The organism is Sinorhizobium sp. BJ1 (assembly GCF_002531555.1).
GTDB classification, from domain to species: Bacteria; Pseudomonadota; Alphaproteobacteria; order Rhizobiales; family Rhizobiaceae; genus Sinorhizobium; species Sinorhizobium fredii_B.
Genome location: NZ_NWTH01000040.1, coordinates 21,837 through 44,936, shown reverse-complemented (window position 1 = coordinate 44,936; position 23,100 = coordinate 21,837). Strand labels below are relative to the sequence as shown.

Genomic DNA, 23,100 nt, shown 5'->3' with positions numbered 1-23,100 from the left:
GCTTATAGACCCACCACCTCCAACACGTCAACAGACTTCTTCAAAAAAAAGATAGAAATTTGTAAGCTGTTGATTTGTAACGCAATTTCAACGCGAGTGCAAAAGCGCTCGAAATCGACGGCGCGTCCTGGACATCTGCACAAGGAGAGAAGCCCCTGGGGCGTGTTCCTTATATGGTTAACGCTTCATTGCTCTTCAAGAGGACGCTTCTGGCCGATTGCCGGGGCGCCTTCCCTGAGGAAGGAGCCGCGGCTCTCCCTGGCTGCTTCAACCAGAAAGTCGCGCACCGCCCTGACCCGCGGCATCGCCATCAGGTCGCGATGGCAGATCAGCCAATAGGTGCGTTTCAGCTCGATTTCCTCCGGCAGCACGATCTGAAGGTTGGGTTCGTCCTTCGCCATGAAATAGGGCAGCACGCAGAGGCCAAGCCCCTGCCGCGCCGCCTTCAGCTGCGTCAGGATGCTCGAACTCTGGAAATGGGCGCGCAGCCCCGGCTGGATCTCGCCGAGATAGTCGAGCCCCGGCGTGAAGATCATATCCTCGATATAGCCGACGAAGCGGTGGGAGCTCAGATCGTTGCGCGTCCGGATCATCGGCTGCCGGGCGAGATAGCTTCGCGCCCCATAGACATGCAACGTATAGGGCGTCAGCACCTCGGAATGGTAGGGGCCGGCCTTGGGCGCGGCGAGCGCCACGGCGATATCCGCCTCCTTGCGAGACAGCGACATGATCTGCTGGATCGCCACGAGCTCCAGCGAAATGTTCGGATAGCGGCTGGCGAATTCGGCTAGCCGGTCGGAAAGAAAGAAATTGCCAAAACCCTCGAGCGTGCTCAGCCGCACGACACCGCGTTGCGCGGTCATGCCATCGCTGATGTCGTGCTGGAGCTGCTCCGTCTCCCGTTCGATCCGTTCGGCAGTCTCGACGAAGCGTTGACCCATGCTCGTCAGCACGTAGCCGCGCGGATTGCGCTCGAAGAGCTTGACCTTCAGGGCAAATTCCAGCCGATCGATGCGGCGGGAGACCGTCGCGTGGCTGGTGCGCAACCGCCGCGCCGCAGTGGAGAGCTGGCCGGTGCGCGCCACCGCCAGAAAGAACTGCAGGTCGTCCCAGGTGAAATTCGGATTCATGCCCTCTCCCCTCTGTTCAAAAATGAACAGATGCTGTTTGCAATTTACGGTTCAACCGACTTGCTTCCAAGTAGAATTTTCTGGATGGTGAATGTCAGGCGGGGCATTTGAGGAGCATGTCTGGCCAAATTTGAACAGAGCGGTGCAGGGGAAGCGGCCGAGGCCTCGAAAGGCAACGGTGGAGTCCTATGTGTTTCCCGACGACCAACCCGTGTGGCCATAATGATTCTTTGGGAGGAGGACAGATGAACAAGAAACTGATCGCAACGCTCGCAATGCTGCTCGCCAGCAGCACCGCCGCTCTTGCCGACGCGTCCGACGGCAAGGTCAAGATCGGCATTCTCAATGACCAATCCGGGGTCTATGCCGATTTCGGCGGCAAATTCTCCTATGAAGCGGCGCTGATGGCGGTCGAGGATTACGGCGGCAAGGTGCTTGGCGTCCCCGTCGAGGTGGTGACTGCCGATCACCAGAACAAGGCCGACATCGCCTCCAACATCGCCCGACAATGGTACGATACCGAGCAGGTCGACAGCATCATGGAGCTTACGACCTCGTCGGTCGCGCTTGCCGTTCAGGCGATCTCGAAAGAGAAGAAAAGGATCGACATCGTCACCGGCGCGGCGACGACGGAGCTCACCGGCAAGCAATGCAGCCCCTATGGCTTCCACTGGGCCTATGACACCTATTCGCTCGCAGTCGGCACCGGCGGTGCGCTCGTCAAGCAGGGCGGCGACAGCTGGTTCTTCCTGACCGCCGACTATGCCTTCGGCTATTCGCTCGAGGAAAACACAAGCAACTTCGTCAAGCAAAGCGGCGGCAAGGTCGTCGGCGCGGTGCGCCATCCTCTCGCCACCACCGACTTCTCGTCCTTCCTGCTGCAGGCGCAGTCTTCCGGCGCCAAGGTGATCGGGCTTGCCAATGCCGGCCTCGACACATCGAACGCCATCAAGCAGGCAGCCGAATTCGGCATCGTCCAGGGCGGCCAGCGTCTCGCGGCGCTGCTTTTCACGCTCGCCGAGGTCCACGGCCTCGGGCTAGAGGCCGCGCAGGGGCTGACGCTCACCGAGGGCTTCTACTGGAACCGCAACGAGGAAAGCACCAAGTTCGGCAAGCGCTTCATGGAGCGCACCGGCAAGATGCCGAACATGGTCCATGCCGGCACCTATTCCGCCGTCACGCAGTATCTGAAGGCGATCGAAAAGGCCGGCACCGACGATGCCGACGCGGTCTCCAAGGAACTGCACGCGATGCCGGTCAACGACGTCTTCGCTGAAAACGGCACGGTGGCAGCGAATGGCCGCATGATCCATGACATGTATCTGCTCGAGGTGAAGAAGCCGGAAGAGAGCAAGGAGCCATGGGATTACTTCAAGGTTCTTGCGACCATTCCCGGCAAGGAGGCCTTCATCGATCCGGCCCAGAGCGGCTGCGACCTCGTGAAATCCTGACCGGCGACAAGCGATGAGCGTCGCCGCGCCTTTGGAGAATGGAGCGCCGCGGGTGGTTTTGTCCGCCCGCGGACTCCGCCGCGACTTCGGCGGCTTCACCGCCGTCAAGGACGTCGACCTCGATGTCCATCATGCCCGCGTGCATGCGCTGATCGGCCCGAACGGGGCCGGCAAGACCACCGTCTTCAACCTGTTGACCAAGTTCCTGCAGCCGACCCGCGGGACGATCACGCTGCTCGGCGAGGACATCACCAGCACTGCACCCGACAAGGTGGCCCGCATGGGCCTGGTGCGCTCTTTCCAGATCTCGGCGGTGTTCCCGCACCTGACCGTCATCGACAATGTCCGCGTCGCGCTGCAGCGGCCGAACGGCCTGGCGATCCAGTTCTGGAAACCGCTCTCGGCGCTGGATGCCCTGAACGGCAAGGCCGAACAACTGATCCGCTCCGTGGGCCTCGACAAGGAACGCAACGCCGTCGCTGCCGACCTCTCCTACGGCCGCAAGCGCGTCCTCGAGATCGCCACCACCCTGGCGCTCGACCCGAAGGTCCTGCTGCTCGACGAACCGATGGCCGGCATGGGCCACGAGGATGTCGGCATGGTGGCCGAGATCATCCGCGAGGTGGCGAGCGAGCGCGCCGTGCTGATGGTCGAGCACAATCTCTCCGTCGTCGCCACGCTCTGCCATCACGTCACCGTGCTTCAGCGCGGCGAGATCCTTGCAGAGGGCGACTACGCGACTGTCTCCGAGGATCCGCGGGTGCGCACCGCCTATATGGGCACGGAGGAAACCTGAGATGAAACCGTTGCTGAAAGTCTCCGGCCTCAACGCCTGGTACGGCGAGAGCCACATCCTGCACGGCGTCGACATGACTGTCGGCGAGGGCGAGATGGTGACGCTGCTCGGCCGCAACGGCGTCGGCAAGACGACGACGCTCAGGGCGATCATGGGCATCGTGCGCGAGCGCAAAGGCGAGATCACCTTCGCCGGCGAGGATTTGATCCGCGTGCCGCTCCATCGCGTCGCCCACCGCGGCCTCGGCTTCGTTCCCGAGGAGCGCGGCATCTTCTCGACGCTCTCCGTCTATGAGAACCTCTTACTGCCGCCGGCGGTCGCTCAGGGCGGCATGACGATCGACGAGATTTTCGAGCTCTTTCCCAATCTCCACGAACGTCGCAACAGCCAAGGCACCAAGCTCTCCGGCGGCGAGCAGCAGATGCTGGCGATCGCCCGGATCCTGCGCACCGGTGCCCGGATGATGCTGCTCGACGAGCCGACCGAAGGGCTCGCCCCGGTCATCGTCCAGCGCATTGGCGAGGTGCTGAAGAAACTGAAGGAGCGCGGCATGACCGTACTCCTGGTCGAGCAGAACTTCCGTTTCGCCAGCAAGGTCGCCGACCGCTTCTATCTCATGGACCATGGCCGGGTCGCAGGCGAGTTTCCGGTCTCGGAGCTTTCCGAGCGCATGGACATGCTGCATGACGTGCTCGGGGTGTAAGTCATGACGACGATCTTCGGAATTCCGCTCCAGGCCCTTCTCGGACAGCTCTTGATCGGCCTCATCAACGGCTCCTTCTATGCGCTCCTGAGCCTCGGACTTGCCATCATCTTCGGCCTGTTGCGCGTCATCAACTTCGCCCACGGCGCGCAATACATGCTCGGCGCCTTCATCGCCTGGCTGCTGCTCGCGCATCTCGGCATCGGCTACTGGCCGGCGCTGATCCTCGCACCGCTCCTCGTCGGCCTCATCGGCGCCATCATCGAGCGCACCATGCTGAGGCGCCTCTATTCGCTCGACCCGCTGTATGGCCTGCTCTTCACCTTCGGCCTGGCGCTGACGGTCGAGGGGACGTTCCGCTACCTCTACGGCGCTTCGGGACAGCCCTATGCGACGCCGGCTCTGCTGGCCGGCGGCGCTAATCTCGGCTTCATGTTCCTACCCATCTATCGCGGCTGGGCGATCGCCTTCTCGCTATTCGTCTGCATCGGGACCTGGCTCGTCATCGAGAAAACCAAGCTCGGCTCCTATCTGCGCGCCGCCACGGAAAACCCGGTACTCGTGCAATCCTTCGGCATCAACGTGCCGTTCCTGCTGACGTTGACCTATGGCCTCGGCGCGGCGCTCGCCGCACTCGCCGGCGTGCTCGCCGCTCCGATCTACCAGGTGTCGCCGCTGATGGGATCTAACATCATCATCGTCGTCTTCGCCGTGGTGGTGGTCGGCGGCATGGGCTCGATCATGGGGGCGATCGTCACCGGTTACCTGCTCGGCGTCGCCGAGGGCCTGACCAAGGTCTTCTATCCGGAGGCCTCCAACATCGTGATCTTCGTGATCATGGCCATCGTTCTCCTGCTGAGACCCGCGGGCCTCTTCGGCCGGGATGCTTGATATGACGCTGACACTCGAACTTGAAAAGCAGAAGGAACGCACACCGATCGTCGTCCAGACGGTGTTTCTCGGCGTGGGTCTCGCGCTTCTCCTGCTTGCCCCCCTGTTCTTCTACCCCGTCTTCCTGATGAAGATTCTGTGTTTTGCGCTCTTCGCCTGCGCCTTCAATCTGCTGCTCGGCTATACGGGGCTACTCTCCTTCGGCCATGCCGCCTTCTTCGGCGGGGCGGCCTATTTCACCGCCCATGCGGTCAAGGAATGGGGCTTCCCGCCCGAACTCGGCATCCTTGCCGGCGTTGTCGGCGCCGCCCTCCTCGGCGTGGTCATCGGCTTCTTCGCCATTCGCCGCCAGGGCATCTATTTTGCGATGATCACGCTGGCGCTGGCGCAGATGTTCTATTTCTTCTGCCTTCAGGCCGAGTTCACGCATGGCGAGGACGGCATCCAGTCGGTGCCACGCGGCCATCTGTTCGGCTTCATCGACCTCTCGCAGTCCTCGAACATGTATTACTTCGTGCTCGCCGTTTTTGTGATCGGCATTGCCATCATCTGGCGGATCATCAATTCGCCGTTCGGCATGATCCTGAAGTCGATCCGGGAAAACGAAACGCGGGCGATCTCGCTCGGCTATTCGGTCAGGAACTACAAGCTCGGCGCCTTCGTCATGTCGGCGGCATTGACCGGCCTTGCCGGAGGCTTGAAGGCGCTGGTCTTCCAGTTCGCGACGCTGACCGACGTCGGCTGGCAGATGTCCGGCGAGGTCATCCTGATGACGTTGCTCGGCGGCATCGGAACGCTGATCGGACCGCTCTTCGGCGCCGCACTCGTCGTGACGCTGCAGAATTATCTGGCGACCTCGGAATTTCCGGTGACGATCATTACCGGCGTCGTCTTCATGGTCTGCGTGCTTCTGTTCCGCCGCGGCATCGTCGGCGAGTTCTACAACTCGCGGCTCGGCCGCAGGCTCGGCTTCGAGCACCGGCACAAGCACTGACCCTGGGTCCATAGGATCCGAACAAGAGAAAGCTCATGGAAACGTTCGACTACATCGTCGTCGGAGCGGGGAGCGCCGGCTGCGTCCTCGCCAACCGTCTGTCGGAAAATCCGGCCCATCGCGTGCTGCTGCTCGAGGCCGGCGGCAGCGACAATTATCACTGGATCCACATTCCGGTCGGCTATCTCTATTGCATCAACAATCCGCGCACCGACTGGTGTTTCACCACGGCCGCTGAAGAGGGCCTCAACGGCCGGTCGCTTGGCTATCCGCGCGGCAAGGTGCTCGGCGGCTGCTCCTCGATCAACGGCATGATCTACATGCGCGGCCAGGCGCGCGACTACGACCTCTGGCGTCAGCTTGGCTGCACCGGCTGGAGCTGGAACGACGTGCTGCCCTTTTTCAAGAAATCCGAGGACCACTATCGCGGTGCGAACGATATGCACGGCGCGGGCGGCGAATGGCGGGTCGAGAAGGCGCGCGTCCGCTGGGCGGTGCTCGATGCCTTCCAGAAGGCAGCCGGCGAGGCGGGCATCCCCGAAACCGACGATTTCAACCGCGGCACCAACGAAGGCTCCGGCTATTTCGACGTCAATCAGCGCTCCGGCATCCGCTGGAACACCGCCAAGGCCTTCCTGAAGCCCGCAAGGCAGCGGCGCAACCTGACGATCTTGACCAAGGCGCATGTCCGCAAGCTGATCCTCGAAAAGGGACGCGTTGCCGGGGTCGAGTTCCAGCATGACGGCGTGACAAAAAGCGTACGCGCTCGGCGCGAGACGGTGCTTTCGGCCGGGGCGATCGGCTCGCCGCATATCCTGGAACTCTCCGGCATCGGCCGTCCGGAAATTCTGCAGGCCCACGGCATCGACGTCCGTCACGAACTGCCTGGCGTCGGCGAGAACCTGCAGGATCATCTGCAACTGCGCCTTGCCTACAAGGTCACGGGCGTTCCGACGCTGAACGAGAAGGCGAGCTCACTCATCGGCAAGGCGGCGATCGGCCTCGAATATCTCGTCCGCCGCTCCGGGCCGATGGCGATGGCGCCGAGCCAGCTCGGCATCTTCACCCGCTCGGGTCCCGAGAAGGACACGCCGGACCTGCAGTATCACGTCCAGCCGGTGACCCTCGAAAAATTCGGCGAACCGGTGCATTCCTTCCCGGCGATCACCGCCAGCGTCTGCAATCTGAGGCCGGCGAGCCGCGGCTCCGTACATCTGAAGGGCCCGGATTTCGCCGCCGCACCCGACATCCGCCCGCGCTATTTCACCGCCGAAGCCGACCGCGACGTGGCGGTGAAGGCGATCCGGCTTACCCGTCGCATCGTCTCGCAGCCCTCTTTCGCGCGCTACAAACCGGTCGAGTTCAAGCCAGGGCCGAGCTACGAGACGGACGAGGAGCTGAAGCGGGCCGCCGGCGACATCGGCACGACGATCTTCCATCCCGTCGGCACCTGCCGCATGGGTGCGGACCCGGAGAGCGTCGTCGACCCGGAACTTCGGCTACGCGGACTGGAGGGCCTGCGCATCGCAGACGCCTCGATCATGCCGACGATCACCTCCGGCAACACCAATTCGCCGACCATCATGATCGCCGAAAAGGCGGCCGCGATGATCCTCGCGGCAAACCGTCCCTAGACTATTCCGCCGCCTCCGTTTCTGGCATCGGCACATAGTTGAGGATCGGCGAGAGCCAGCGCTCGACCTCGCGAACGCTCTTGCGCTTGCGTGTCGCATAATCCTCGACCTGGTCGCGCTCGATCTTGGCAACGCCGAAATAGTAGGCGTCCGGATGGCCGACATAGAGGCCGGAGATGGAGGAACCCGGCCACATCGCGTAGTTCTCCGTCAGGCTGACACCGATCGCCGCCTCCGCGTCGAGCAGCCGGAAGAGCATTTCCTTCTCGGTATGGTCCGGTTGTGCCGGATAGCCCGGCGCGGGACGAATGCCCGCGTAAGGCTCGGCGATCAGCTCCTGAGGCGTGAAGGATTCTTCCGATCCGTAGCCCCAGAGCTCCTTACGGACATGTTCGTGCATGCGCTCGGCAAACGCCTCGGCGAAGCGGTCGGCAAGCGCCTTGACCATGATCGAGGAATAATCGTCATTGGCGCGCTCGAACCGCTCGGCGATCGCCACTTCCTCGATCCCGGCGGTCACCACGAAGCCGCCGAGATAGTCCCGCCTGCCGCTGTCGACGGGAGCGACGAAATCGGCCAGCGCCACGTTCGGACGCCCGTCGCGCTTCGTCAGTTGCTGTCGGAGGGTGAAGAAGGTCGCAAGCTCTCGCTGGCGTTGCTCGTCGGTGAAGAGGCGGATATCGTCGCCGGCCGCGCCTGCCGGCCAGAAGCCGACGACCGCCTTCGGCGCGAACCATTTCTCCGCAATGATCTTCTCGAGCATCACCTGCGCATCGGCGAAGAGCTGCCGTGCCGCCGACCCCTGATGCTCATCGTCGAGAATGCGCGGATAGACGCCCTTCAGCTCCCAGGTCTGGAAGAATGGCGTCCAGTCGATATAGCGGGCAAGCTCCGCCAGGTCCCAGCTTTCGAAGACACGCGTACCGAGGAACGAGGGCGTCTTCGGCTGATAAGCTTCCCAGTCGAGTTTCTGTGCATTGGCGCGGGCCTGCGACAGCGGCAGGCGGCGCTTCTCGGCCTCGTTCCGCGCATGCGTATCGGCGACCTTCAGATATTCGGCGCGGACCATCGCCTTGTAGCCGTCCCTCGCCGCCGGCGAGAGCAGGCTCGACACGACGCCGACAGCACGGCTGGCATCGGTGACATAGACGGTCTGGCCGAGGCTGTAGCGCGGATTGATCTTGACCGCCGTATGCACGCGGCTGGTCGTCGCTCCACCGATCAGCAGCGGAATGTCAAAACCTTCCCGCTCCAGTTCGGAGGCGACATGCACCATCTCGTCGAGCGAAGGGGTAATGAGCCCTGAAAGCCCGATGGCGTCAACCTTCTCTTGCTTCGCCACGTCGAGGATCTTCGCCGAAGGCACCATGACGCCGAGATCGATGATCTCGTAATTGTTGCAGGCGAGGACGACGCCGACGATGTTCTTGCCGATATCGTGCACGTCGCCCTTCACGGTCGCCATCAGGATCTTGCCGGCACTCTCGCGGGTCCCCGCGCCGCCATTGGCAAGCTTTTCCGCCTCCATATGGGGCAGCAGCACAGCCACCGCCTGCTTCATCACGCGCGCCGACTTGACCACCTGCGGCAGGAACATCTTGCCAGCGCCGAAGAGGTCGCCGACCACGTTCATGCCGGCCATCAGCGGTCCTTCGATGACGTGCAGCGGGCGCTCGGCGGCAAGCCGCGCCTCTTCCGTATCCGCCGCGATGAACTCGGTGATGCCGTTGACGAGCGCGTGCTCGAGGCGCTTCGCGACCGGCCACTCGCGCCAGGTTAGGTCCTTCTCTTTGCTCTGCGAGCCGCCCTGGCCGCGGTAACGCTCGGCGATCTCCAGCAGGCGCTCGGTCCCATCCTCACGGCGGTTGAGCACCACATCCTCGCAGGCCTCGCGCAGCTCCGGATTGATCGCGTCGTAGACGGCCAACTGGCCGGCATTGACGATGCCCATGTCCATGCCCGCCTGGATGGCATGGTAGAGGAAAACGGCGTGCATCGCCTCGCGCACCGGCTCGTTGCCGCGGAAGGAGAAGGAAAGGTTCGACACGCCGCCGGAGATATGGACATGCGGCATCGTTGCGATGATTTCATGCGCCGCCTCGATAAAATCGACGCCGTAATTGTTGTGCTCTTCGATGCCGGTGGCGACCGCGAAGATATTGGGATCGAAGATGATGTCTTCCGGCGGGAAGCCGAGCTCTTCGGTCAGCAGCCGATAGGCGCGCCGGCAGATCTCGACCTTGCGCACCTTGCTGTCGGCCTGCCCCTTCTCGTCGAAGGCCATGACCACGACGGCCGCGCCGTAGGCGCGCACCAGCCGCGCGTGATGCAGAAACGCCTCCTCGCCTTCCTTCAGCGAAATCGAGTTCACCAGCGCCTTGCCCTGGACGCATTTTAGGCCGGCCTCGATCACGTCCCATTTGGAAGAATCGATCATCACCGGCACCCGGGCGATGTCCGGCTCGGACGCGACGAGGTTCAGGAACTCGACCATGGCGCGGGTCGAGTCGATCAGCCCCTCGTCCATGTTGATGTCGATGATCTGCGCACCGTTCGCCACCTGGTCGCGCGCCACGTCGAGGGCCGCGGCATAGTCGCCGGCGGTGATCAGCTTGCGGAACTTCGCCGAGCCGGTGACATTGGTGCGTTCGCCGATATTGACGAAGGGAATTTCGTCGGTGAGCGTGAAGGGTTCGAGGCCGGAGAGCCGCATGCGCCGTTCGATCTCCGGTATCTGGCGCGGCGGATATTTTTGGACGGCCTCGGCGAGGGCGCGGATATGGGCCGGCGTCGAGCCGCAGCAGCCGCCGACGATGTTGACGAGGCCATCGCGGGCAAATGCCTCGACCTGCGCCGCCATCGCCTCCGGGCTTTCATCGTAGCGACCGAACTCGTTCGGCAGGCCGGCATTCGGATAGGCGCAGACGAGGGTGTCGGCGACGCTCGAAAGCTCGTCGATATGGGCGCGCATCGCATTGGCGCCGAGCGCGCAGTTGAGTCCGATGGTGAAGGGCGCCGCATGGCGCACCGAATACCAGAAGGCGGTCGGCGTCTGGCCGGAGAGGGTCCGGCCGGAAAGGTCGGTGATCGTGCCGGAGATCATCACCGGCAGGCGGATGCCCTTTTCGGCGAAAACTTCCTGGGTCGCGAAGATCGCTGCCTTGGCGTTCAGCGTGTCGAAGATCGTCTCGATCAGGATGATGTCGGCGCCGCCGTCGATCAGGCCGCGGAGCTGCTCGGCATAGGCAATCCTGAGATCGTCGAAGCTGACGGCACGATAGCCGGGATTGTTGACGTCGGGGGAGATCGAGGCGGTGCGGTTGGTCGGCCCGAGCGCGCCGGCGACGAAACGCCGCCTGCCATCATCCGCTTCGGCGCGCTTCGTCGCACGCCGCGCCAGACGCGCGCCGTCGCGGTTGAGCTCGTAGACCGCGTCCTCCATGCCGTAATCGGCCTGGGCGATCCGCGTCGAGGAGAATGTGTTGGTTTCGAGAATATCGGCGCCGGCGATCGCGTAGCGGTAGTGGATCTCCTCGATCGCCTTCGGCTGCGTCAGGGTCAGGAGATCGTTGTTGCCCTGCTGATGGCAGGCGCAGCCACCGAAGCGCTCGCCGCGGAAATGGCCTTCAGCGAAACCGAGCTGCTGGATCTCGGTGCCCATCGCTCCGTCCATGATCAGGATGCGGTCGCTGGCCGCCTGCCGCAGGGCGCGGAAAATTTCCGAGCCATCGGGCCTGGGGGAGAGATCTCCAAAGAGGGACGCGGCGGACATGGAAAATCTCCCGTTCTGAAAACGACAATTATTTTCTCGATTAAGTCACATAAAGATATCTTTATGTCAACATACGATCCGATCACAATTTTGGCCAGAGACAATGAACAGCGGCAATAAAAAAGCCCGCCGCAAGCGCGACGGGCCATCATTGGCAGCGACGGAGCCCAAGCTCACATCCGCTTCAGGCAATCCGTGAGTTCGTAGATCGCGCAGAGAATGTGATAGGAGCTGCTGGCCGGCGCAGGCTCGTCGATGAAGCTTCCATCCGCCTTCTGCTTGTCACGCCACAGACCGCGGGTCGGCGTGTCGAGGAACCGCTGAAGCGCCGCCGCGGCGCGCGAAGCCGAAGCGAGATAGCGTTGCCGCTCGCTGCCCTCCGAAAGCGTGGCGAAGCGGATCGCCGCCTTCAGCCATTCGGTCTGTGGCCAGAGCCGGGCCACCGAATCGGCGACCGACAGATCGTCGAAGAGCGTCATGACCGCGACATCGCGCTCCGGGCAGATGCCGTGCGCTTCGCCGATTTCGAAAAGGCGCCGCGCCTTGACGATGGCTTGCGCCTTGCCGCGCCGCTCGGCCCAGCGAAGGAGCAGCCATGCCCATTCGAACTGATGACCGGGCTCGACGATGCGGCCCTTTTCACCTGGAAATGGCCTCCAGTCGTGATCGAAGAATTCGCGCAGCACGCCCGTCTCGGCGTCGATGAAGCAATCCATCGCCAGATGGGCGATCTCGTCGGCGAGATTGGCCCAGGCGACCCGGTCGAATCCCTCGACTGTTTCGCTGGCGAGACAGGCCTCGAAAAGGTGCATGTGTGGGTTGGAGCCAAGCGGCAGGCGCGGCGGCTTGTCCTCCTCGAAGCCGGCGACCGGATGCTTGCAATGGGCTTCCAGCTTGTGCCGAAGCTCGTCGCTGCGCGCGATCATCTCGGCCTTCCGCTCCGGAAGGACCTCGGCCAGATAGGCGAAGGCAAGCAGCGCGAAGGCCTGGTTGTAAAGGTCGAAGGACGGATCGATGATTTCTCCGTCCGCATTGGCAAGCGCACCATAGAAGCCGCTCGGCTGCCGGTAGACGCGATCGAAATAGACAAGTCCGCCTTCGGCGACGGTGCGCCAGTCGCCGCGCCAGCCGCGCCGCCCCGCCTCGGCGAAGCAATAGACCTGCCGGGGCTGGACGCGCGAGCGGCGATTGGCTCGCGTCGGTTCGCCGGCCATGTCAATCGTCTCGACGAAACCGCCGCCGGCCGCATCAAATCCCTTGTCGCGCCAGAGCGGCAGGGCGGCTTCCGCGAGCCAACGATCGAGCTCCCTCGCCTGCAATGAAATCTCCATCGGCCGGCCCATCAATTCTCGAGTCTCAGCGCGTCGTGATCCGCACCGAGAAGTTCGGACAGTGCTTCGACGACGAGAGTATGGTCGTCGCGCTGCGGCAGTCCGGATACGGTGACGGCACCGATGCAGCCGGTTCCCTTCACGACGATCGGGAAGCTGCCGCCATGCGCGGCGAACTCGGCATCTGGCAGCCCGAGCTTCGCCTGCAGGGTCGTCTGCTGCTTGAGAAGACTGAGACCGGTGGCGTAGCTGCTTCTGAACAGGCGGAAAACCGTGTTCCGCTTGCGCCGCACCCAGTTCGGATTGTCCGGCGTCGCGCCGTCGAGCGCCGCATAGAAGACCTGCATGGAAAACAGCGTGATGTCGATGACCACGGCTAGCTTGCGCTCTGCCGCCATGCGGCGGAGCGTCGAACCGAGCGTCCAGGCCGCGTCGAGATCGAAGCGGTCGAACTGCAACTCTTTTTCCTGTTGCGCGATCCGGCGCAGATCGTTGTCGATATTCATGATGCCTCCGCTGTCCTATTCGGTTCGGATGAGTGGGACGCGAAATACGGGTTGAAAATTCCCGTGTCTCTGTCGGCCGAAGCCTGGTGTGTACCCTAGTCCTTCCAGAGCCATGCGGCGCCGCGCACGCCGGAGCTGTCGCCGTGCACCGCCTTGCGTATCGGCGTCTCGAAACTATCGCCGAACAGATATCGGGTAATCAAATCGGGCAATTCGCCGTAAAACTCGTCGACATTGGACATGCCGCCGCCGAGCACGAAGACGTCCGGATCGACGATGTTGGTCAACAAGGCGAGGCTGCGGGCGAGCCGGTCGACGAAGCGGTTGTAGACGCCGGTGGCGGCCGCATCGCCCGCACGTTTAGCCTCGATGATGTCGCGGCCGCGGCGGTCGACGCCCGTCGTCAAACGATAGTCGAGCTCGAGCCCGGTGCCGCAGGCATACATGTCGAGGCAGCCGAGCTTGCCGCACCAGCATTTGTGGCCGGGATATTCGTCTTGCCGCATCCACGGCAGCGGATAGTGGCCAATCTCCGCGGCGACGCCCTGGTAGCCGGCATGCACCTTCTTGTCGATCGCCAGCCCGCCGCCATGGCCGGTGCCGACGATGATGCCGAAGACGACATGCGCATCCCTGCCGGCCCCGTCGACCGCTTCCGAGACCGCCAGGCAATTGGCGTCGTTGGCAAGGCGCACCTCTCGGCCGAGCGCCGCCTCGAGGTCGCGTCCGAGCGGCTTGCCGTTGATGAGGACGGCGTTGGAGTTGCGGACGATGCCGCTGCGCGGATTGGGGCTGCCGGGAATGCCGATGCCGATCGACCCGCGCTGACCCGCCGTCTGTTCGGCGGCGGCGACGAGATCGACCACGGCGCGAATGCACGCGTCATAGCCGCTGGTCGGGGTTGCAACACGGTGCCGCGCACGCGTCTCGCCATCGCGGTCGAGCGCGATGACTTCCATTTTGGTGCCGCCCCAATCGATTCCGATAAACATGTGCGGATCAGGTCTCAGATGGATGTCGCTTCGGGAAGGGCGGCATCTCCTCCGATCGCCGCCGGCTCCTGCTTAGCATTCACCCCGTCGGTGACGCTAGCCCCATGATTTCGCATCGGCCGATCGCCCCTCGCCACGCGCAACGCTGTCTCCGGCGGCAAATCGCCGGCCTCGAACGCAAAAACACTTGGCGAAAAGGCCTCGCTTTTGTATGGGTCTATACCGAGTGGTCCCGTAGCTCAGCAGGATAGAGCACCAGATTCCTAATCTGGGGGTCGCGCGTTCGAATCGCGCCGGGATCACCATCAACAGCCCAACGATTTCAATCGGTTACGGTCTTTGAAAGGCTTCGATAGGCGCCTTTTCGTGTCGCATGCGGTTGCAACAATTTCCGTTGATTTCCAAGGATTACCAACCCGTTGCGGCGACTCCGTGCGACATGGAATGCAACATGAAAATCCCGCCTATCCTCTCGGAAGGGCGGGAGATCTTAGGTCGGCTGTTTTCTTTGGGTTCAGGCAGTCGGCGCCGGCAGGAAGCCGCTGACCAGTTGCGCGCGCGTAAAGTCGGGATCGCCACCTTCGCCCCCTACGAAGACGAAGCAATCCGACATGTAAGCTGCCTTCAGGTGGACGCCCTCGATCGTGGCGGGGCGATAGACGCACAGCGCCTCAGCGGTCGTCATCATCTCGGCTTCGATGTCATCCGGGACGTCGCCGTCCGGGAGGCCGTCGTAGCGCTCCATGGCGGCCCTGTGGGCGTCTATCAGGGCCTGGACAGTCGGAAGATCGGTCATAGCTGACCCTCCATAGCCTTCCGGAGAAAGCGCTCGTCCTTGACCTTGATTTCGGCGATCACGAAGCCGACGACGCACTCCTCGAATTTCTCAAGGGTCAGCACGTATTCCTCATATCGCTTGTTGTCCCTGAAGAGACGCAGGCCCTTGCCAAACGCGGACGTGACGCGGAAGAGATCAGGAACTCCAAAGCCGTCGAAGATCGCGTAGATACCCTCGCCGACGTAGCTCGAGATCGGCGCCAGCAGGACATAGTCCCGGCGCGCCTTAAGATCGGGTTCCATCCCGTCGCTCATGACCGCATGAACGCGGAATTTATCGGACAAGATGTGTTCGGCAGGAATGACCGGGGCGACAAGATTGTTCATTTCAGCAACTCCCTCAGATCTTCGATGCGGTCGCGCAACGAAGCGATGTCCTTGTTGATCTGCATCGACAGGGCCTGCAGGGCATTGCAATGGCGGGGCTCCTCGATCGAGCCGGCGGCCAGGAACATGGCATCATTCAAGCAGTCGATGGCGCCGAGGCGGTCGTCGACGACAAGCAGATCGGTGGAAGAGATGCGGTTTTTCGGCAGACCTTCGGCGGCTGCCTGAATCGGTCGATCAAGCATTTCAGGGACTCCGGATTGTCGGGTTAATCAGACCAGGTAGATGTCTCGCAGCAACCAAGCGGCTGCGAAGGCAAAGAGGATGACGACAAGGGCTCCGAACATAGCGGTTGAGCTCCAAATGGTGATATTTACACCACTAACGATAATATCATTACCGATTTGCTGTCAACCATATTTGGTGATAAAAACACCACATGAAGCCAAATCAATGTCGCATGGGGCGTGCAGCCCTCAATTGGAGCACTCAGGAACTCGCGCGCAAGTCGGGCGTGGGGGCCAACACCGTCAATCGCTTTGAGTCTGGCCAGGATGCCCGCGTGAGCAGCGTCGACAAGATGCGGAAGGCTATGGAAGACTCTGGCGTCGTCTTTATCACGGAAGGAGAGACGTCAGCCGGCGGCGGACCTGGGGTGAGGCTGAGCAAGTGACTGCGGAACATGACACGCCCGAACGGATCTCACTGGAAACGCGCTATCAGGTGGCTAAGGAGATGTACTTCGCGACCGCCGAACGGCAGTACTCGTATGGCAAGTGGCTTTTAGCCTCATTGTTGGCGGTTCATGCCGGATCGCTGGTCGCGATCTCACAGGCCGAGGACGCTGCGCCGCGCCTTTATCAAGCTTGTGGTCCACTGTTGATTTATGGTGTCGCCGTCACGCTCATTTCCGGTGGGCTTGGTTGGATCAACTTCTCAGTTGCCGCCAACGTTTATGCCTTCGCGATGAAGGACCTTCGAGAGGGGCGAGATCCATCGCCGACCGCTCTAAAAAAGGTGCTCGTCAATTTCACTTTCTGGTTCACACCTCTGGTAGCCATGGCCTCGCTGATACTCTTCATCATCGCGGCAATCCGGGCGACCACTGTTCTCTGAATGAAGGTCCCTTCCTCAAAATTCCCGTGTAGGAGGCGGATTTCCGCCGTCCGGCATGGTGCGGGTATCCAGGCATAGGCGAGCACCTGGCCGATCGTTTTCCCGCTGTAGGGAGATGCGTCACGCAATCGACATGATCGGCGGTTACACAGATCTCACTTCGTCATTGACCACGGATGTACTGGCAATGGCTGCAGGAAGGTCGGGTTAAGCCCGGCCTTTTTTGTTGCCACCGGTAGCCCCACATAGGTGGAATGGCTGACACAGTCCTCGAGGCCGCTCGTCGGCGCTACAACGAGCTCTATCCGGATCGCCCGATCAAGCGCATCGGCGACACGACGGACCCGTATTATTACCTGGTCCTTCTGAGCGTGGTCTGGCTGAACGGCAGGCCGCTGTCGGATCGGCAGATCGCCGCCGTCGAGGCGATGACCCCGGCCGGATGTTTCTCATGAATTGCAACGCGATCTCGTGCCCATTTGTGCGGCCGAAAGTTCGAGGCTGAACGGCTTTTTTGTTGCCTTTAGGACCGATCCAAAAGCAAAGCGCCCGCTGTTTGGACGGGCGCCGAGTCGTCTCTAGGACTCTTCGCTCCTGTTTGGGGATTCCGCATAGGGCATATATGCGTGGAGCGATCTGAGTTAACTCATTGGCAGGCAAAAGGTTCCTGCGATCGATCGAGCCATAGACGACGAAAAAAGGCTCCACGTTTCAGTAGCCCGATCGGGCGACTCCCCTAATTCTTGACTGCAACCTACGCTGTGAGACGCTGAGCCTTTCGCTTGTAGTGCGTAGGGGGTAAGGATGATGATACGGCGCGCGAACAAAACGGCCAGTGCACTCCTGATATTGTCGGCGCTGCCTGGCTGCAGTTTCTTCGATTCCGAAATGCTGACTGCATGCGAGGCCAGTTTGAAAAAGCGGCTGCGGTCCCCATCAGAATATGAGCGAATCGAGATCCACCGCTCCGAAGAAAAGTTGGATCGGAATGCTTTTTCAAAGCACCTTGCGTCGATCAACAGCACTACCTACTCAAGCACGATGAGGCGATTTGACAGCGGGGATCTAAGCCCCACGCAGTTTACCCTTATCATCAGCTATGACGCGCCGAATGCGTACGGCACACCAATTCGCGGAATCGTTCAATGCGAATATGTGGACATAGGGGGAGACGAGTCGCGAGCCCATGAAGTCACTGTAGAGATCGACGGGCAGACATACACGGATTGGCTCACCGACGCTATTATGGCGGAGGCAGCGTCCTCTGCCGCGGACTAGGCAGCCGCTCTATCTTGCTGCTGGTCTGCCTCTCTGGCGAGGCGCATGTAGTTATGCACCGTCGCGGGAGACAATCCGGACTTATCCCGCACCCAGGGCCCGAAATGACCGTGCGGCAGATCTGCCTTGATCTTGATTAGGCGCCGGCCGAGCTCGATACGCCGCTCGAGAGTGTTGGCTTCACCGACACGCTTTCTCAGTTTGTCGGTCGCGCCTTTGCCGGTCATGCTTTCCTGTGCCATCACCCATAGCCGGTGATAGATCGCCCCAGCCAGGGCGTGGCGCTGCTGACTGACGCCGCGGAGATGGCTGACCGAATACATGATCCAGCCGAGCGGCAGCTTGTCCCACCATTCCAACCATTCGGAAGTGCGCTTCTCCACCCACTCGGGGCAGGCCCTCACAAGGTCTGAGACGGCTCCGAGGCTGTGCTCATCAATAAGCCCTTGATTGTCCTTAGTTTCGGCCAACGTCGTCATGACGAGCCGGAAATGGCCTTCACCATGGTTACGCAAGATCCTGCACATGGTTGCAACTGCCCGCGTCTGCCCGGGCATCGGAAAGACATTCGCCGGGACGATCTCAATCTCGAACTCCGCGCAGATGGATCGGACGAGCGCTTCGGACATGGTCAGCTCCTCACTGCCTGTTGAACAACGCGGCGGATTTCATCTGCCTGTGCCTGGCGGGACCGCTGATCGCGCTGGTCGACGCCGTACTGGTTGATGGTGACTTGAACCGGACGTTCGGAGCGGCTCGACTGCGGCGCCCCGCGCTGATCCGACACACGGTTGTCATCGACGATGATCACCCGTTCCTTGTTGCGCTTGAAGAATTCGACCTTCTGGTCCTCGCCGGCCATGATCTGGCCGTTGTTGGCGAAGCCGACCTGACGCTTGAGGCGATCGAGCAGCGACGGCATGTTATGACCGCTGAGCAACCGGGCAATCCCCTGGGTCGGGCCGCCGCTGACGCCATTCAGCGCCGCGGTGTTGCCGTTCAGCATGGCATCGGCCACGGGATCATACCGGCCGCCGCCCGTGCCCGCGAAGTTGCGAGCCGCGTTGAAGTAATAGGCCGAATACGGGTCGAGATGGCTGGAGCCGCCGCCGGACGACCCGCCCGAGTAGCTGCCCCGCGAAGACGACGAGCCGGAATAGGACGATCCGCCCGAATACGAGACCGAACCGGAGGCGGACTTCAGCGCCTTCAGGCAGGCAATCATCTCCTGATCGTTGCTCTCGGCCGTCTCCCAATAGTTCGTGTGGATGCGGAGCTCCTGCACGACGTTGAAGAGATGGTCCTCGATCAGCGACAGCGCGTCACGGCCGCCGGAGAGGATGGATGCGGTCGCGTTGGTGTTGGCGACACTGCCGGCGCCGGACATCTTCAAGAGTTCCGGACCGTTCTCGCCGACCAGATAGGTGCCGCCGGCGGATACGGGACCGCCAGCCGCACGCGCCCCGCTGATGGAGTAGCCGAGCGTGCTGTTCATCGTGTCTATGTCGTCTTGCGTGACGAGATAGCCGGTCTGGCGGCCATAGTAGCCATTGCCGCCAGAGACGCCCACCGTCTTGCCACCACCGACCTGATACTGCTGATACGAGAAATCAGCATTGCCCCCGTAGACGTTGACGCCCTTGGTGCCGCCGCCTGCGGTCCCTACGGTATATTGCTGGATGCCGATCTGAACGACACGGTTCGGAATGCCCATGATCGAGGCCGACAGCGACTTGATAGATGCCTCGAGGTCGCGAACCCGCATATTCCCGTTGATGAGGGCATTTATGAAGCCATCGATGACGCGCGGATCTCCACCGATCTGATAGAGGCTCTGGCGGATGAGCTCCAGGCTCTCATGAGCCTTCGCGGCAGTGATTTGGCCGCCCTCAAGTGCTTGAAACACCTTCTGAATTGAAGATGCAGCCCGAGAGACCGCGTCCGTGGCCGCCGAACCCTTCACACCGTCGCCGAATACCGTCGACAGCGGAGTCTTGGCCGCGTTGGCAAGGGTTGCCTGTATGTCCGCCAGCTCGGTTTTCATGCCACGGAGTTGAGTGCTCGTCTGCTCCAGCGACGCCAACGACTGCCGGCGCGCCTGGGCAAGAGACTCGGTGACGTTCACAACACCGGTGTTCGCGGTCTGAGCGGACGTCGCTACCTGGCTAACCGACGTTGCCAGCGAGGAAGCGCCCTGAGCGGCCGACGTAAAGCTGGTGCCGAGCGTCGAAAGCCTATCCAGTCCGGACGATACAGCAGCGCCGCCAAAGGTCTGCGACAGCGTGTCCTTGAGCTTTTTGGCCTGGTTTTCACTCAGCGCCAGTTCAGCCGACATCTTGGCGATCTCCAGCGCAAGGGGGCTGTTCGCGATGGTGCTGTTCAGCTTTTCAAGGCCGGTGACGGAGTCGGGGAGTTGTGTGAACCGGCCGATGCGCGGATCGGAGAAGCCCTGCGCCTCGAGATCGCCGCGCGTGAAGACCTGGCCGCCGATTTCCTCGCGAAGCTGCGCCTTCTTGACCTCCAGATCAGCCCGCATCGTGGCAAGCTTCGCGTCCTGCAAGCGGGACTCGATTTCGAGCAGCGAACGTTTCGCCTCATACTCCCGGCGAAGGTCGGAGACGATTGAAGATGACGTGCGGGTCTGTATTCCGGCACTCTCGCCGATCGCTGCGCTGTAGTTGCCTTGCAGGGTGATCAGTTCGCCCAACGCGCCCTTGACGCCCATTGCTTCGACCAGGCCCTCCCTGAGAACCACGAAATCGGCAATCGACCCCTTCAGGGCGCCTGCGGACTGCGCCTGAGCGGCCATGCTACGGGTTAGATCGTCGACCTGGAGGCGAGCTTCAGCGGAATAGGACGTCACAAGCTTATAGGCGCCGTAGACTCCCGCTGCGGCGGCTGCGACAGGCCACAGACGGGCGACGAGGGACGTTGCCATTGCCGCAGTCTCTTTGAACGCCCTGCCGATTCCACCCTCTCCTGCACCGTAAATCTGGGCAAGCTGCGGGCCCTGCTGCAAAAGCACCTGCTGAACGGGCATTCCCAGCGCCATCGACTGGAATACATCGTTCAGTTGGAAGGCAAGCATCCGGCTCTGCGAAGTGGCGAGGCTCGCGTTCCTGCTGACTGTCGTAAGCGCTTGCTCAGTCGTCATGGAGAAGTCTTTGACGTGGCGCGCGCTCTCCCTCGTTGCCTCGCCGACGTCGCGGATCGCCTTCGTACCCTTCGATGAAAAGCTGTCGATCGCCCGTTCGGCCTTCGCGGCTGAAGTGGCCACATCCTCAATCGTTCGTGTAACGACGCGACCGCCGGTCTGCGCTCCGGAGGGGTCAATGACGAGGCTGAGTGTCTTAGTCGTGGTCATGTCGCCCTCACAGGATGATGGATTCGAGTTCAGCGAACGTCAGAGCGACGACGCCGGCCGGTGCTTGGTTGGAGTGCCCATTTTCGAGCGCGACCGCATAACTGACGTTGTTGGAGATGCAGATCGCCTGGTCCGGTTCGGCCGATGCGATTACCGCGGCGCCCTTGGCAATGACGCTTCCCCCGGATTTGTCCGTTTCACCGGTTACGGAATAATCGATCCGATTGACTGCCACATTCCAATTGCCACGGAAGCGGCCAGTGTCGACAGGGGATTTCGTCACGACCCCGCGCAACGCATGCATTGCGAGCTTCTGAACAACCGGCTTCACCATCTCCTCAGGGATGGAGTCGGCGAATTTCCGAAGATCGAGCGCAAAGTTAAACGCGTTGGCCATCCTCTCACCCCTTTTCATGCAAGATGTTCACGCCACGGCGGAATTGCTTGTAGAGCCCGTCCAGATTCGTCAGGGAGAGCTCCAGGGCGAACCGCAGCAAATTGCGGTCGTCTTCCGTCACGCAACGCCGACCGAATGCCTCGGCAATCCGCTTGATCTCCGCTCTACGCTGTCGATGGAGCGTAACCACGTTGGCCCTGGCCGCCTTGCGGTCGACGTCTGAACGCAAGAGCTCGTCAGTCGCAGCGCAACCAAAAGCGTCGATGCTCTCGACGAATGCTGCGCCTGCCTGCTCTGCGAGCGCGCTATGACCTTCAGGCAAGGGTGCGCCCCCCGCCGCTGTGACGCCACGATCTATGGCCGGAAAACCGTGGAACGGCGGGGGGCGCATCTCGTCAGGCCGCCTTGGCCGAAACGTTGGATTCGGTGCGCGAAATCCGCAGAACTTCGCGGGCGAAAGCACGAGCCGTTTCAAAGGCTTCGCGTTCGCCGGCGCCGCTCTGGCCGGCTCGCTCGATGTTCGCCACCTTCGCGAGGAAGCGATCGAAATGACCGTCGATCCGGTTCGCGATCTCCGCCGGCGGCAAAGTGGTGTTGGCAATGTCCTCCAGAGCGGCCCGCAGGAGCCCTCTTGCGAGGTCGGTAAGTTCGATGCTGTTCGTGTCCATAGTCTGTCCTTTCCCGGTTAGGCGGCCTCGCCGCTCAGTCTGGCGATCTCGTCACGAAACGCGCGGTCATCGGCGCGTCTTTGTTCGAGTTTAATTGCATTCACGAGTTCTTCCTGCTCATTCACGTTCAAGGCCTTCACGGTCGACATGACGGAATCGAAGTCGATCTTAGGCTGAGGCTTGGAGGCGCGAAGCGCTGCAAGGCGGTCGATCTCGTCCTCGACGTCCCGGAATTCAGCGGTGAAGTCGTGCTCGCGCATGCCAAGAGCCTCGCGGACGTCATCGCGGGCGCCGTCAACCGCCCGTTCCACCGTCTGAACGGCCTGGTCCAGTTCGTTCAGGGCCTCGAGCTCGCCACCGTACCGTTGCTCGATGAGCTTCTGCGCAAGGTCGTCGCGGGTCGACGGCAGCAAGCCGCTCAGTTCCGCCGGAACCGAGATGGCAGCTTCCACGATGAACGGGTCACTGGCACGTCTCACGGCATTGGTGCGCTCGTCCGGTTTCATGGTCCGAAGCCATGCCCGCACCTCCTGGCGCCGCATTTCGCTGACGATGTCTTTGGGATCGTGGTCGAACGGCTTCATTGCCGCACGGCGGGATTCGATCTCGAGACGATATTTACGCACCTGTTCGGCTGCGGCCGTGCGGATACCGGGGATAGTTTCGGCGCGTGCCACTTCCTTCAGCTTGTCGGCAATGCCGGCGTCCGTGTACTTGCCCGACTGTTTCAGCGCGTCGCGCTTCGCCTTCAGCCCTTCAGCTGCGTCCTGAACGTCGCTATAAAGCTGTCGCAGGGTCGTGAACGGCCCTTTGTCGCCTGGGTCACGCCAGCGCGGCATCCAAGGCCCGACCCACTTACCTTTGTCTGATCGTTCCTTGCCCGGGAATTTCGAAGCTTCGTTGATCATCGATG

At 62.0% G+C, this 23,100-nt stretch carries 24 protein-coding genes and 1 tRNA gene; 11 read left to right on the top strand and 14 right to left on the bottom strand.

The window, feature by feature from the left end:
• Positions 1 to 185: 185 nt before the first annotated feature.
• Positions 186 to 1,130 carry a LysR family transcriptional regulator gene (locus tag CO676_RS29970; RefSeq protein ID WP_014766083.1) on the bottom strand — a complete coding sequence of 315 codons (945 nt, stop codon included), beginning with the start codon at positions 1,128 to 1,130 and terminating at the stop codon, positions 186 to 188.
• 245 nt (positions 1,131 to 1,375) lie between these two features.
• Between CO676_RS29970 and CO676_RS29965 the strand changes: the two genes are divergently transcribed.
• From CO676_RS29965 to CO676_RS29940, 6 genes are read left to right on the top strand one after another with little or no spacing between them, the layout of a single operon-like run.
• Complete coding sequence (locus tag CO676_RS29965) at positions 1,376 to 2,581, top strand: ABC transporter substrate-binding protein (protein ID WP_097523757.1); 1,206 nt, start codon at positions 1,376 to 1,378, stop codon at positions 2,579 to 2,581.
• 13 nt (positions 2,582 to 2,594) lie between these two features.
• Positions 2,595 to 3,377 carry an ABC transporter ATP-binding protein gene (locus tag CO676_RS29960; protein ID WP_014766085.1) on the top strand — a complete coding sequence of 261 codons (783 nt, stop codon included), beginning with the start codon at positions 2,595 to 2,597 and terminating at the stop codon, positions 3,375 to 3,377.
• Position 3,378: 1 nt separating this feature from the next.
• Positions 3,379 to 4,080, top strand: a complete 702-nt coding sequence (locus tag CO676_RS29955; protein WP_014766086.1) for an ABC transporter ATP-binding protein — start codon at positions 3,379 to 3,381, stop codon at positions 4,078 to 4,080.
• 3 nt (positions 4,081 to 4,083) lie between these two features.
• Complete coding sequence (locus tag CO676_RS29950) at positions 4,084 to 4,971, top strand: branched-chain amino acid ABC transporter permease (RefSeq protein WP_097523756.1); 888 nt, start codon at positions 4,084 to 4,086, stop codon at positions 4,969 to 4,971.
• Positions 4,964 to 5,965, top strand: a complete 1,002-nt coding sequence (locus tag CO676_RS29945) for a branched-chain amino acid ABC transporter permease (RefSeq protein ID WP_041414698.1) — start codon at positions 4,964 to 4,966, stop codon at positions 5,963 to 5,965. The genes CO676_RS29950 and CO676_RS29945 overlap by 8 nt, the downstream gene beginning before the upstream one ends.
• Positions 5,966 to 6,000: 35 nt before the next feature.
• Positions 6,001 to 7,599 (top strand): GMC family oxidoreductase N-terminal domain-containing protein, encoded by a 1,599-nt coding sequence (locus tag CO676_RS29940; RefSeq protein WP_097523755.1) that lies wholly within the window; start codon positions 6,001 to 6,003, stop codon positions 7,597 to 7,599.
• Position 7,600: 1 nt separating this feature from the next.
• On the opposite strand, the gene metH is transcribed toward CO676_RS29940, so the two are convergent.
• The 4 genes from metH to CO676_RS29920 all read right to left on the bottom strand — a co-directional run bounded on the left by metH (position 7,601) and on the right by CO676_RS29920 (position 14,200).
• Positions 7,601 to 11,371 carry a methionine synthase gene (metH, locus tag CO676_RS29935; protein WP_097523754.1) on the bottom strand — a complete coding sequence of 1,257 codons (3,771 nt, stop codon included), beginning with the start codon at positions 11,369 to 11,371 and terminating at the stop codon, positions 7,601 to 7,603.
• Positions 11,372 to 11,544: 173 nt separating this feature from the next.
• Positions 11,545 to 12,714 carry a mannose-6-phosphate isomerase Pmi gene (pmi, locus tag CO676_RS29930; protein ID WP_210202649.1) on the bottom strand — a complete coding sequence of 390 codons (1,170 nt, stop codon included), beginning with the start codon at positions 12,712 to 12,714 and terminating at the stop codon, positions 11,545 to 11,547.
• Positions 12,714 to 13,208: a heme-degrading domain-containing protein gene (locus tag CO676_RS29925; RefSeq protein WP_097523753.1), complete on the bottom strand. Its 495-nt coding sequence runs from the start codon at positions 13,206 to 13,208 to the stop codon at positions 12,714 to 12,716. The genes pmi and CO676_RS29925 overlap by 1 nt, the downstream gene beginning before the upstream one ends.
• A gap of 95 nt (positions 13,209 to 13,303) precedes the next feature.
• Entirely contained in the window at positions 13,304 to 14,200 is an 897-nt protein-coding gene (locus CO676_RS29920) for an ROK family protein (RefSeq protein ID WP_097523752.1), read from the bottom strand.
• 228 nt (positions 14,201 to 14,428) lie between these two features.
• Here CO676_RS29920 and CO676_RS29915 point away from each other — a divergent pair.
• A tRNA-Arg gene (locus CO676_RS29915) sits at positions 14,429 to 14,505 on the top strand.
• A 209-nt stretch (positions 14,506 to 14,714) separates the two neighbouring features.
• On the opposite strand, the gene CO676_RS29910 is transcribed toward CO676_RS29915, so the two are convergent.
• The 3 genes from CO676_RS29910 to CO676_RS29900 are packed head-to-tail and all read right to left on the bottom strand — an operon-like array spanning position 14,715 to position 15,609.
• Positions 14,715 to 14,996 (bottom strand): hypothetical protein, encoded by a 282-nt coding sequence (locus CO676_RS29910; protein WP_097523751.1) that lies wholly within the window; start codon positions 14,994 to 14,996, stop codon positions 14,715 to 14,717.
• Positions 14,993 to 15,364: a hypothetical protein gene (locus tag CO676_RS29905; RefSeq protein WP_042778231.1), complete on the bottom strand. Its 372-nt coding sequence runs from the start codon at positions 15,362 to 15,364 to the stop codon at positions 14,993 to 14,995. Before CO676_RS29905 ends, CO676_RS29910 begins: the two co-directional genes overlap by 4 nt.
• A complete protein-coding gene (locus CO676_RS29900; RefSeq protein WP_097523750.1) occupies positions 15,361 to 15,609 on the bottom strand; it encodes a hypothetical protein in 249 nt (82 codons plus the stop codon). The genes CO676_RS29905 and CO676_RS29900 overlap by 4 nt, the downstream gene beginning before the upstream one ends.
• A gap of 194 nt (positions 15,610 to 15,803) precedes the next feature.
• Here CO676_RS29900 and CO676_RS29895 point away from each other — a divergent pair, with 194 nt between their 5' ends.
• The 4 genes from CO676_RS29895 to CO676_RS29880 all read left to right on the top strand — a co-directional run bounded on the left by CO676_RS29895 (position 15,804) and on the right by CO676_RS29880 (position 17,758).
• Positions 15,804 to 16,037 carry a helix-turn-helix transcriptional regulator gene (locus CO676_RS29895; RefSeq protein ID WP_097523749.1) on the top strand — a complete coding sequence of 78 codons (234 nt, stop codon included), beginning with the start codon at positions 15,804 to 15,806 and terminating at the stop codon, positions 16,035 to 16,037.
• A complete protein-coding gene (locus CO676_RS29890; RefSeq protein ID WP_097523748.1) occupies positions 16,034 to 16,480 on the top strand; it encodes a hypothetical protein in 447 nt (148 codons plus the stop codon). The genes CO676_RS29895 and CO676_RS29890 overlap by 4 nt, the downstream gene beginning before the upstream one ends.
• A gap of 254 nt (positions 16,481 to 16,734) precedes the next feature.
• Positions 16,735 to 16,935 carry a hypothetical protein gene (locus CO676_RS29885; protein WP_097523747.1) on the top strand — a complete coding sequence of 67 codons (201 nt, stop codon included), beginning with the start codon at positions 16,735 to 16,737 and terminating at the stop codon, positions 16,933 to 16,935.
• 349 nt (positions 16,936 to 17,284) lie between these two features.
• Positions 17,285 to 17,758, top strand: coding sequence for a hypothetical protein (locus tag CO676_RS29880; RefSeq protein WP_097523746.1), 474 nt, complete (start codon positions 17,285 to 17,287; stop codon positions 17,756 to 17,758).
• Here CO676_RS29880 and CO676_RS29875 read toward each other — a convergent pair.
• The 6 genes from CO676_RS29875 to CO676_RS29850 form a co-directional block, all read right to left on the bottom strand.
• The gene (locus CO676_RS29875; protein WP_097523745.1) at positions 17,755 to 18,387 is read right to left on the bottom strand and encodes a DUF3102 domain-containing protein; all 633 of its coding nucleotides are present in this window, start codon (positions 18,385 to 18,387) and stop codon (positions 17,755 to 17,757) included. The two genes, CO676_RS29880 and CO676_RS29875, sit on opposite strands and share 4 nt — an antisense overlap.
• Before the next feature lie 2 nt (positions 18,388 to 18,389).
• Entirely contained in the window at positions 18,390 to 21,122 is a 2,733-nt protein-coding gene (locus tag CO676_RS29870; protein WP_097523744.1) for a phage tail length tape measure family protein, read from the bottom strand.
• A gap of 7 nt (positions 21,123 to 21,129) precedes the next feature.
• Positions 21,130 to 21,519, bottom strand: a complete 390-nt coding sequence (locus tag CO676_RS29865; RefSeq protein WP_042778962.1) for an HK97 gp10 family phage protein — start codon at positions 21,517 to 21,519, stop codon at positions 21,130 to 21,132.
• Between the two features lie 4 nt (positions 21,520 to 21,523).
• Positions 21,524 to 21,841: a hypothetical protein gene (locus CO676_RS29860; protein WP_244427943.1), complete on the bottom strand. Its 318-nt coding sequence runs from the start codon at positions 21,839 to 21,841 to the stop codon at positions 21,524 to 21,526.
• Positions 21,842 to 21,914: 73 nt separating this feature from the next.
• Positions 21,915 to 22,187 carry a hypothetical protein gene (locus CO676_RS29855; protein ID WP_097523743.1) on the bottom strand — a complete coding sequence of 91 codons (273 nt, stop codon included), beginning with the start codon at positions 22,185 to 22,187 and terminating at the stop codon, positions 21,915 to 21,917.
• A gap of 17 nt (positions 22,188 to 22,204) precedes the next feature.
• Positions 22,205 to 23,095, bottom strand: coding sequence for a hypothetical protein (locus CO676_RS29850; RefSeq protein WP_097523742.1), 891 nt, complete (start codon positions 23,093 to 23,095; stop codon positions 22,205 to 22,207).
• Between the last annotated feature and the right edge of the window lie 5 nt (positions 23,096 to 23,100).

Excerpts from the sequence above, each read along its gene's own strand:
- CO676_RS29970 (WP_014766083.1), bottom strand. The coding sequence starts at position 1,130 with ATGAATCCGAATTTCACCTGGGACGACCTGCAGTTCTTTCTGGCGGTG.
- CO676_RS29965 (WP_097523757.1), top strand. The coding sequence starts at position 1,376 with ATGAACAAGAAACTGATCGCAACGCTCGCAATGCTGCTCGCCAGCAGC.
- CO676_RS29960 (WP_014766085.1), top strand. The coding sequence starts at position 2,595 with ATGAGCGTCGCCGCGCCTTTGGAGAATGGAGCGCCGCGGGTGGTTTTG.
- CO676_RS29955 (WP_014766086.1), top strand. The coding sequence starts at position 3,379 with ATGAAACCGTTGCTGAAAGTCTCCGGCCTCAACGCCTGGTACGGCGAG.
- CO676_RS29950 (WP_097523756.1), top strand. The coding sequence starts at position 4,084 with ATGACGACGATCTTCGGAATTCCGCTCCAGGCCCTTCTCGGACAGCTC.
- CO676_RS29945 (WP_041414698.1), top strand. The coding sequence starts at position 4,964 with ATGCTTGATATGACGCTGACACTCGAACTTGAAAAGCAGAAGGAACGC.
- CO676_RS29940 (WP_097523755.1), top strand. The coding sequence starts at position 6,001 with ATGGAAACGTTCGACTACATCGTCGTCGGAGCGGGGAGCGCCGGCTGC.
- metH (WP_097523754.1), bottom strand. The coding sequence starts at position 11,371 with ATGTCCGCCGCGTCCCTCTTTGGAGATCTCTCCCCCAGGCCCGATGGC.
- pmi (WP_210202649.1), bottom strand. The coding sequence starts at position 12,714 with ATGGGCCGGCCGATGGAGATTTCATTGCAGGCGAGGGAGCTCGATCGT.
- CO676_RS29925 (WP_097523753.1), bottom strand. The coding sequence starts at position 13,208 with ATGAATATCGACAACGATCTGCGCCGGATCGCGCAACAGGAAAAAGAG.
- CO676_RS29920 (WP_097523752.1), bottom strand. The coding sequence starts at position 14,200 with ATGTTTATCGGAATCGATTGGGGCGGCACCAAAATGGAAGTCATCGCG.
- CO676_RS29910 (WP_097523751.1), bottom strand. The coding sequence starts at position 14,996 with ATGACCGATCTTCCGACTGTCCAGGCCCTGATAGACGCCCACAGGGCC.
- CO676_RS29905 (WP_042778231.1), bottom strand. The coding sequence starts at position 15,364 with ATGAACAATCTTGTCGCCCCGGTCATTCCTGCCGAACACATCTTGTCC.
- CO676_RS29900 (WP_097523750.1), bottom strand. The coding sequence starts at position 15,609 with ATGCTTGATCGACCGATTCAGGCAGCCGCCGAAGGTCTGCCGAAAAAC.
- CO676_RS29895 (WP_097523749.1), top strand. The coding sequence starts at position 15,804 with ATGAAGCCAAATCAATGTCGCATGGGGCGTGCAGCCCTCAATTGGAGC.
- CO676_RS29885 (WP_097523747.1), top strand. The coding sequence starts at position 16,735 with ATGGCTGACACAGTCCTCGAGGCCGCTCGTCGGCGCTACAACGAGCTC.
- CO676_RS29880 (WP_097523746.1), top strand. The coding sequence starts at position 17,285 with ATGATGATACGGCGCGCGAACAAAACGGCCAGTGCACTCCTGATATTG.
- CO676_RS29875 (WP_097523745.1), bottom strand. The coding sequence starts at position 18,387 with ATGTCCGAAGCGCTCGTCCGATCCATCTGCGCGGAGTTCGAGATTGAG.
- CO676_RS29870 (WP_097523744.1), bottom strand. The coding sequence starts at position 21,122 with ATGACCACGACTAAGACACTCAGCCTCGTCATTGACCCCTCCGGAGCG.
- CO676_RS29865 (WP_042778962.1), bottom strand. The coding sequence starts at position 21,519 with ATGGCCAACGCGTTTAACTTTGCGCTCGATCTTCGGAAATTCGCCGAC.
- CO676_RS29855 (WP_097523743.1), bottom strand. The coding sequence starts at position 22,187 with ATGGACACGAACAGCATCGAACTTACCGACCTCGCAAGAGGGCTCCTG.
- CO676_RS29850 (WP_097523742.1), bottom strand. The coding sequence starts at position 23,095 with ATGATCAACGAAGCTTCGAAATTCCCGGGCAAGGAACGATCAGACAAA.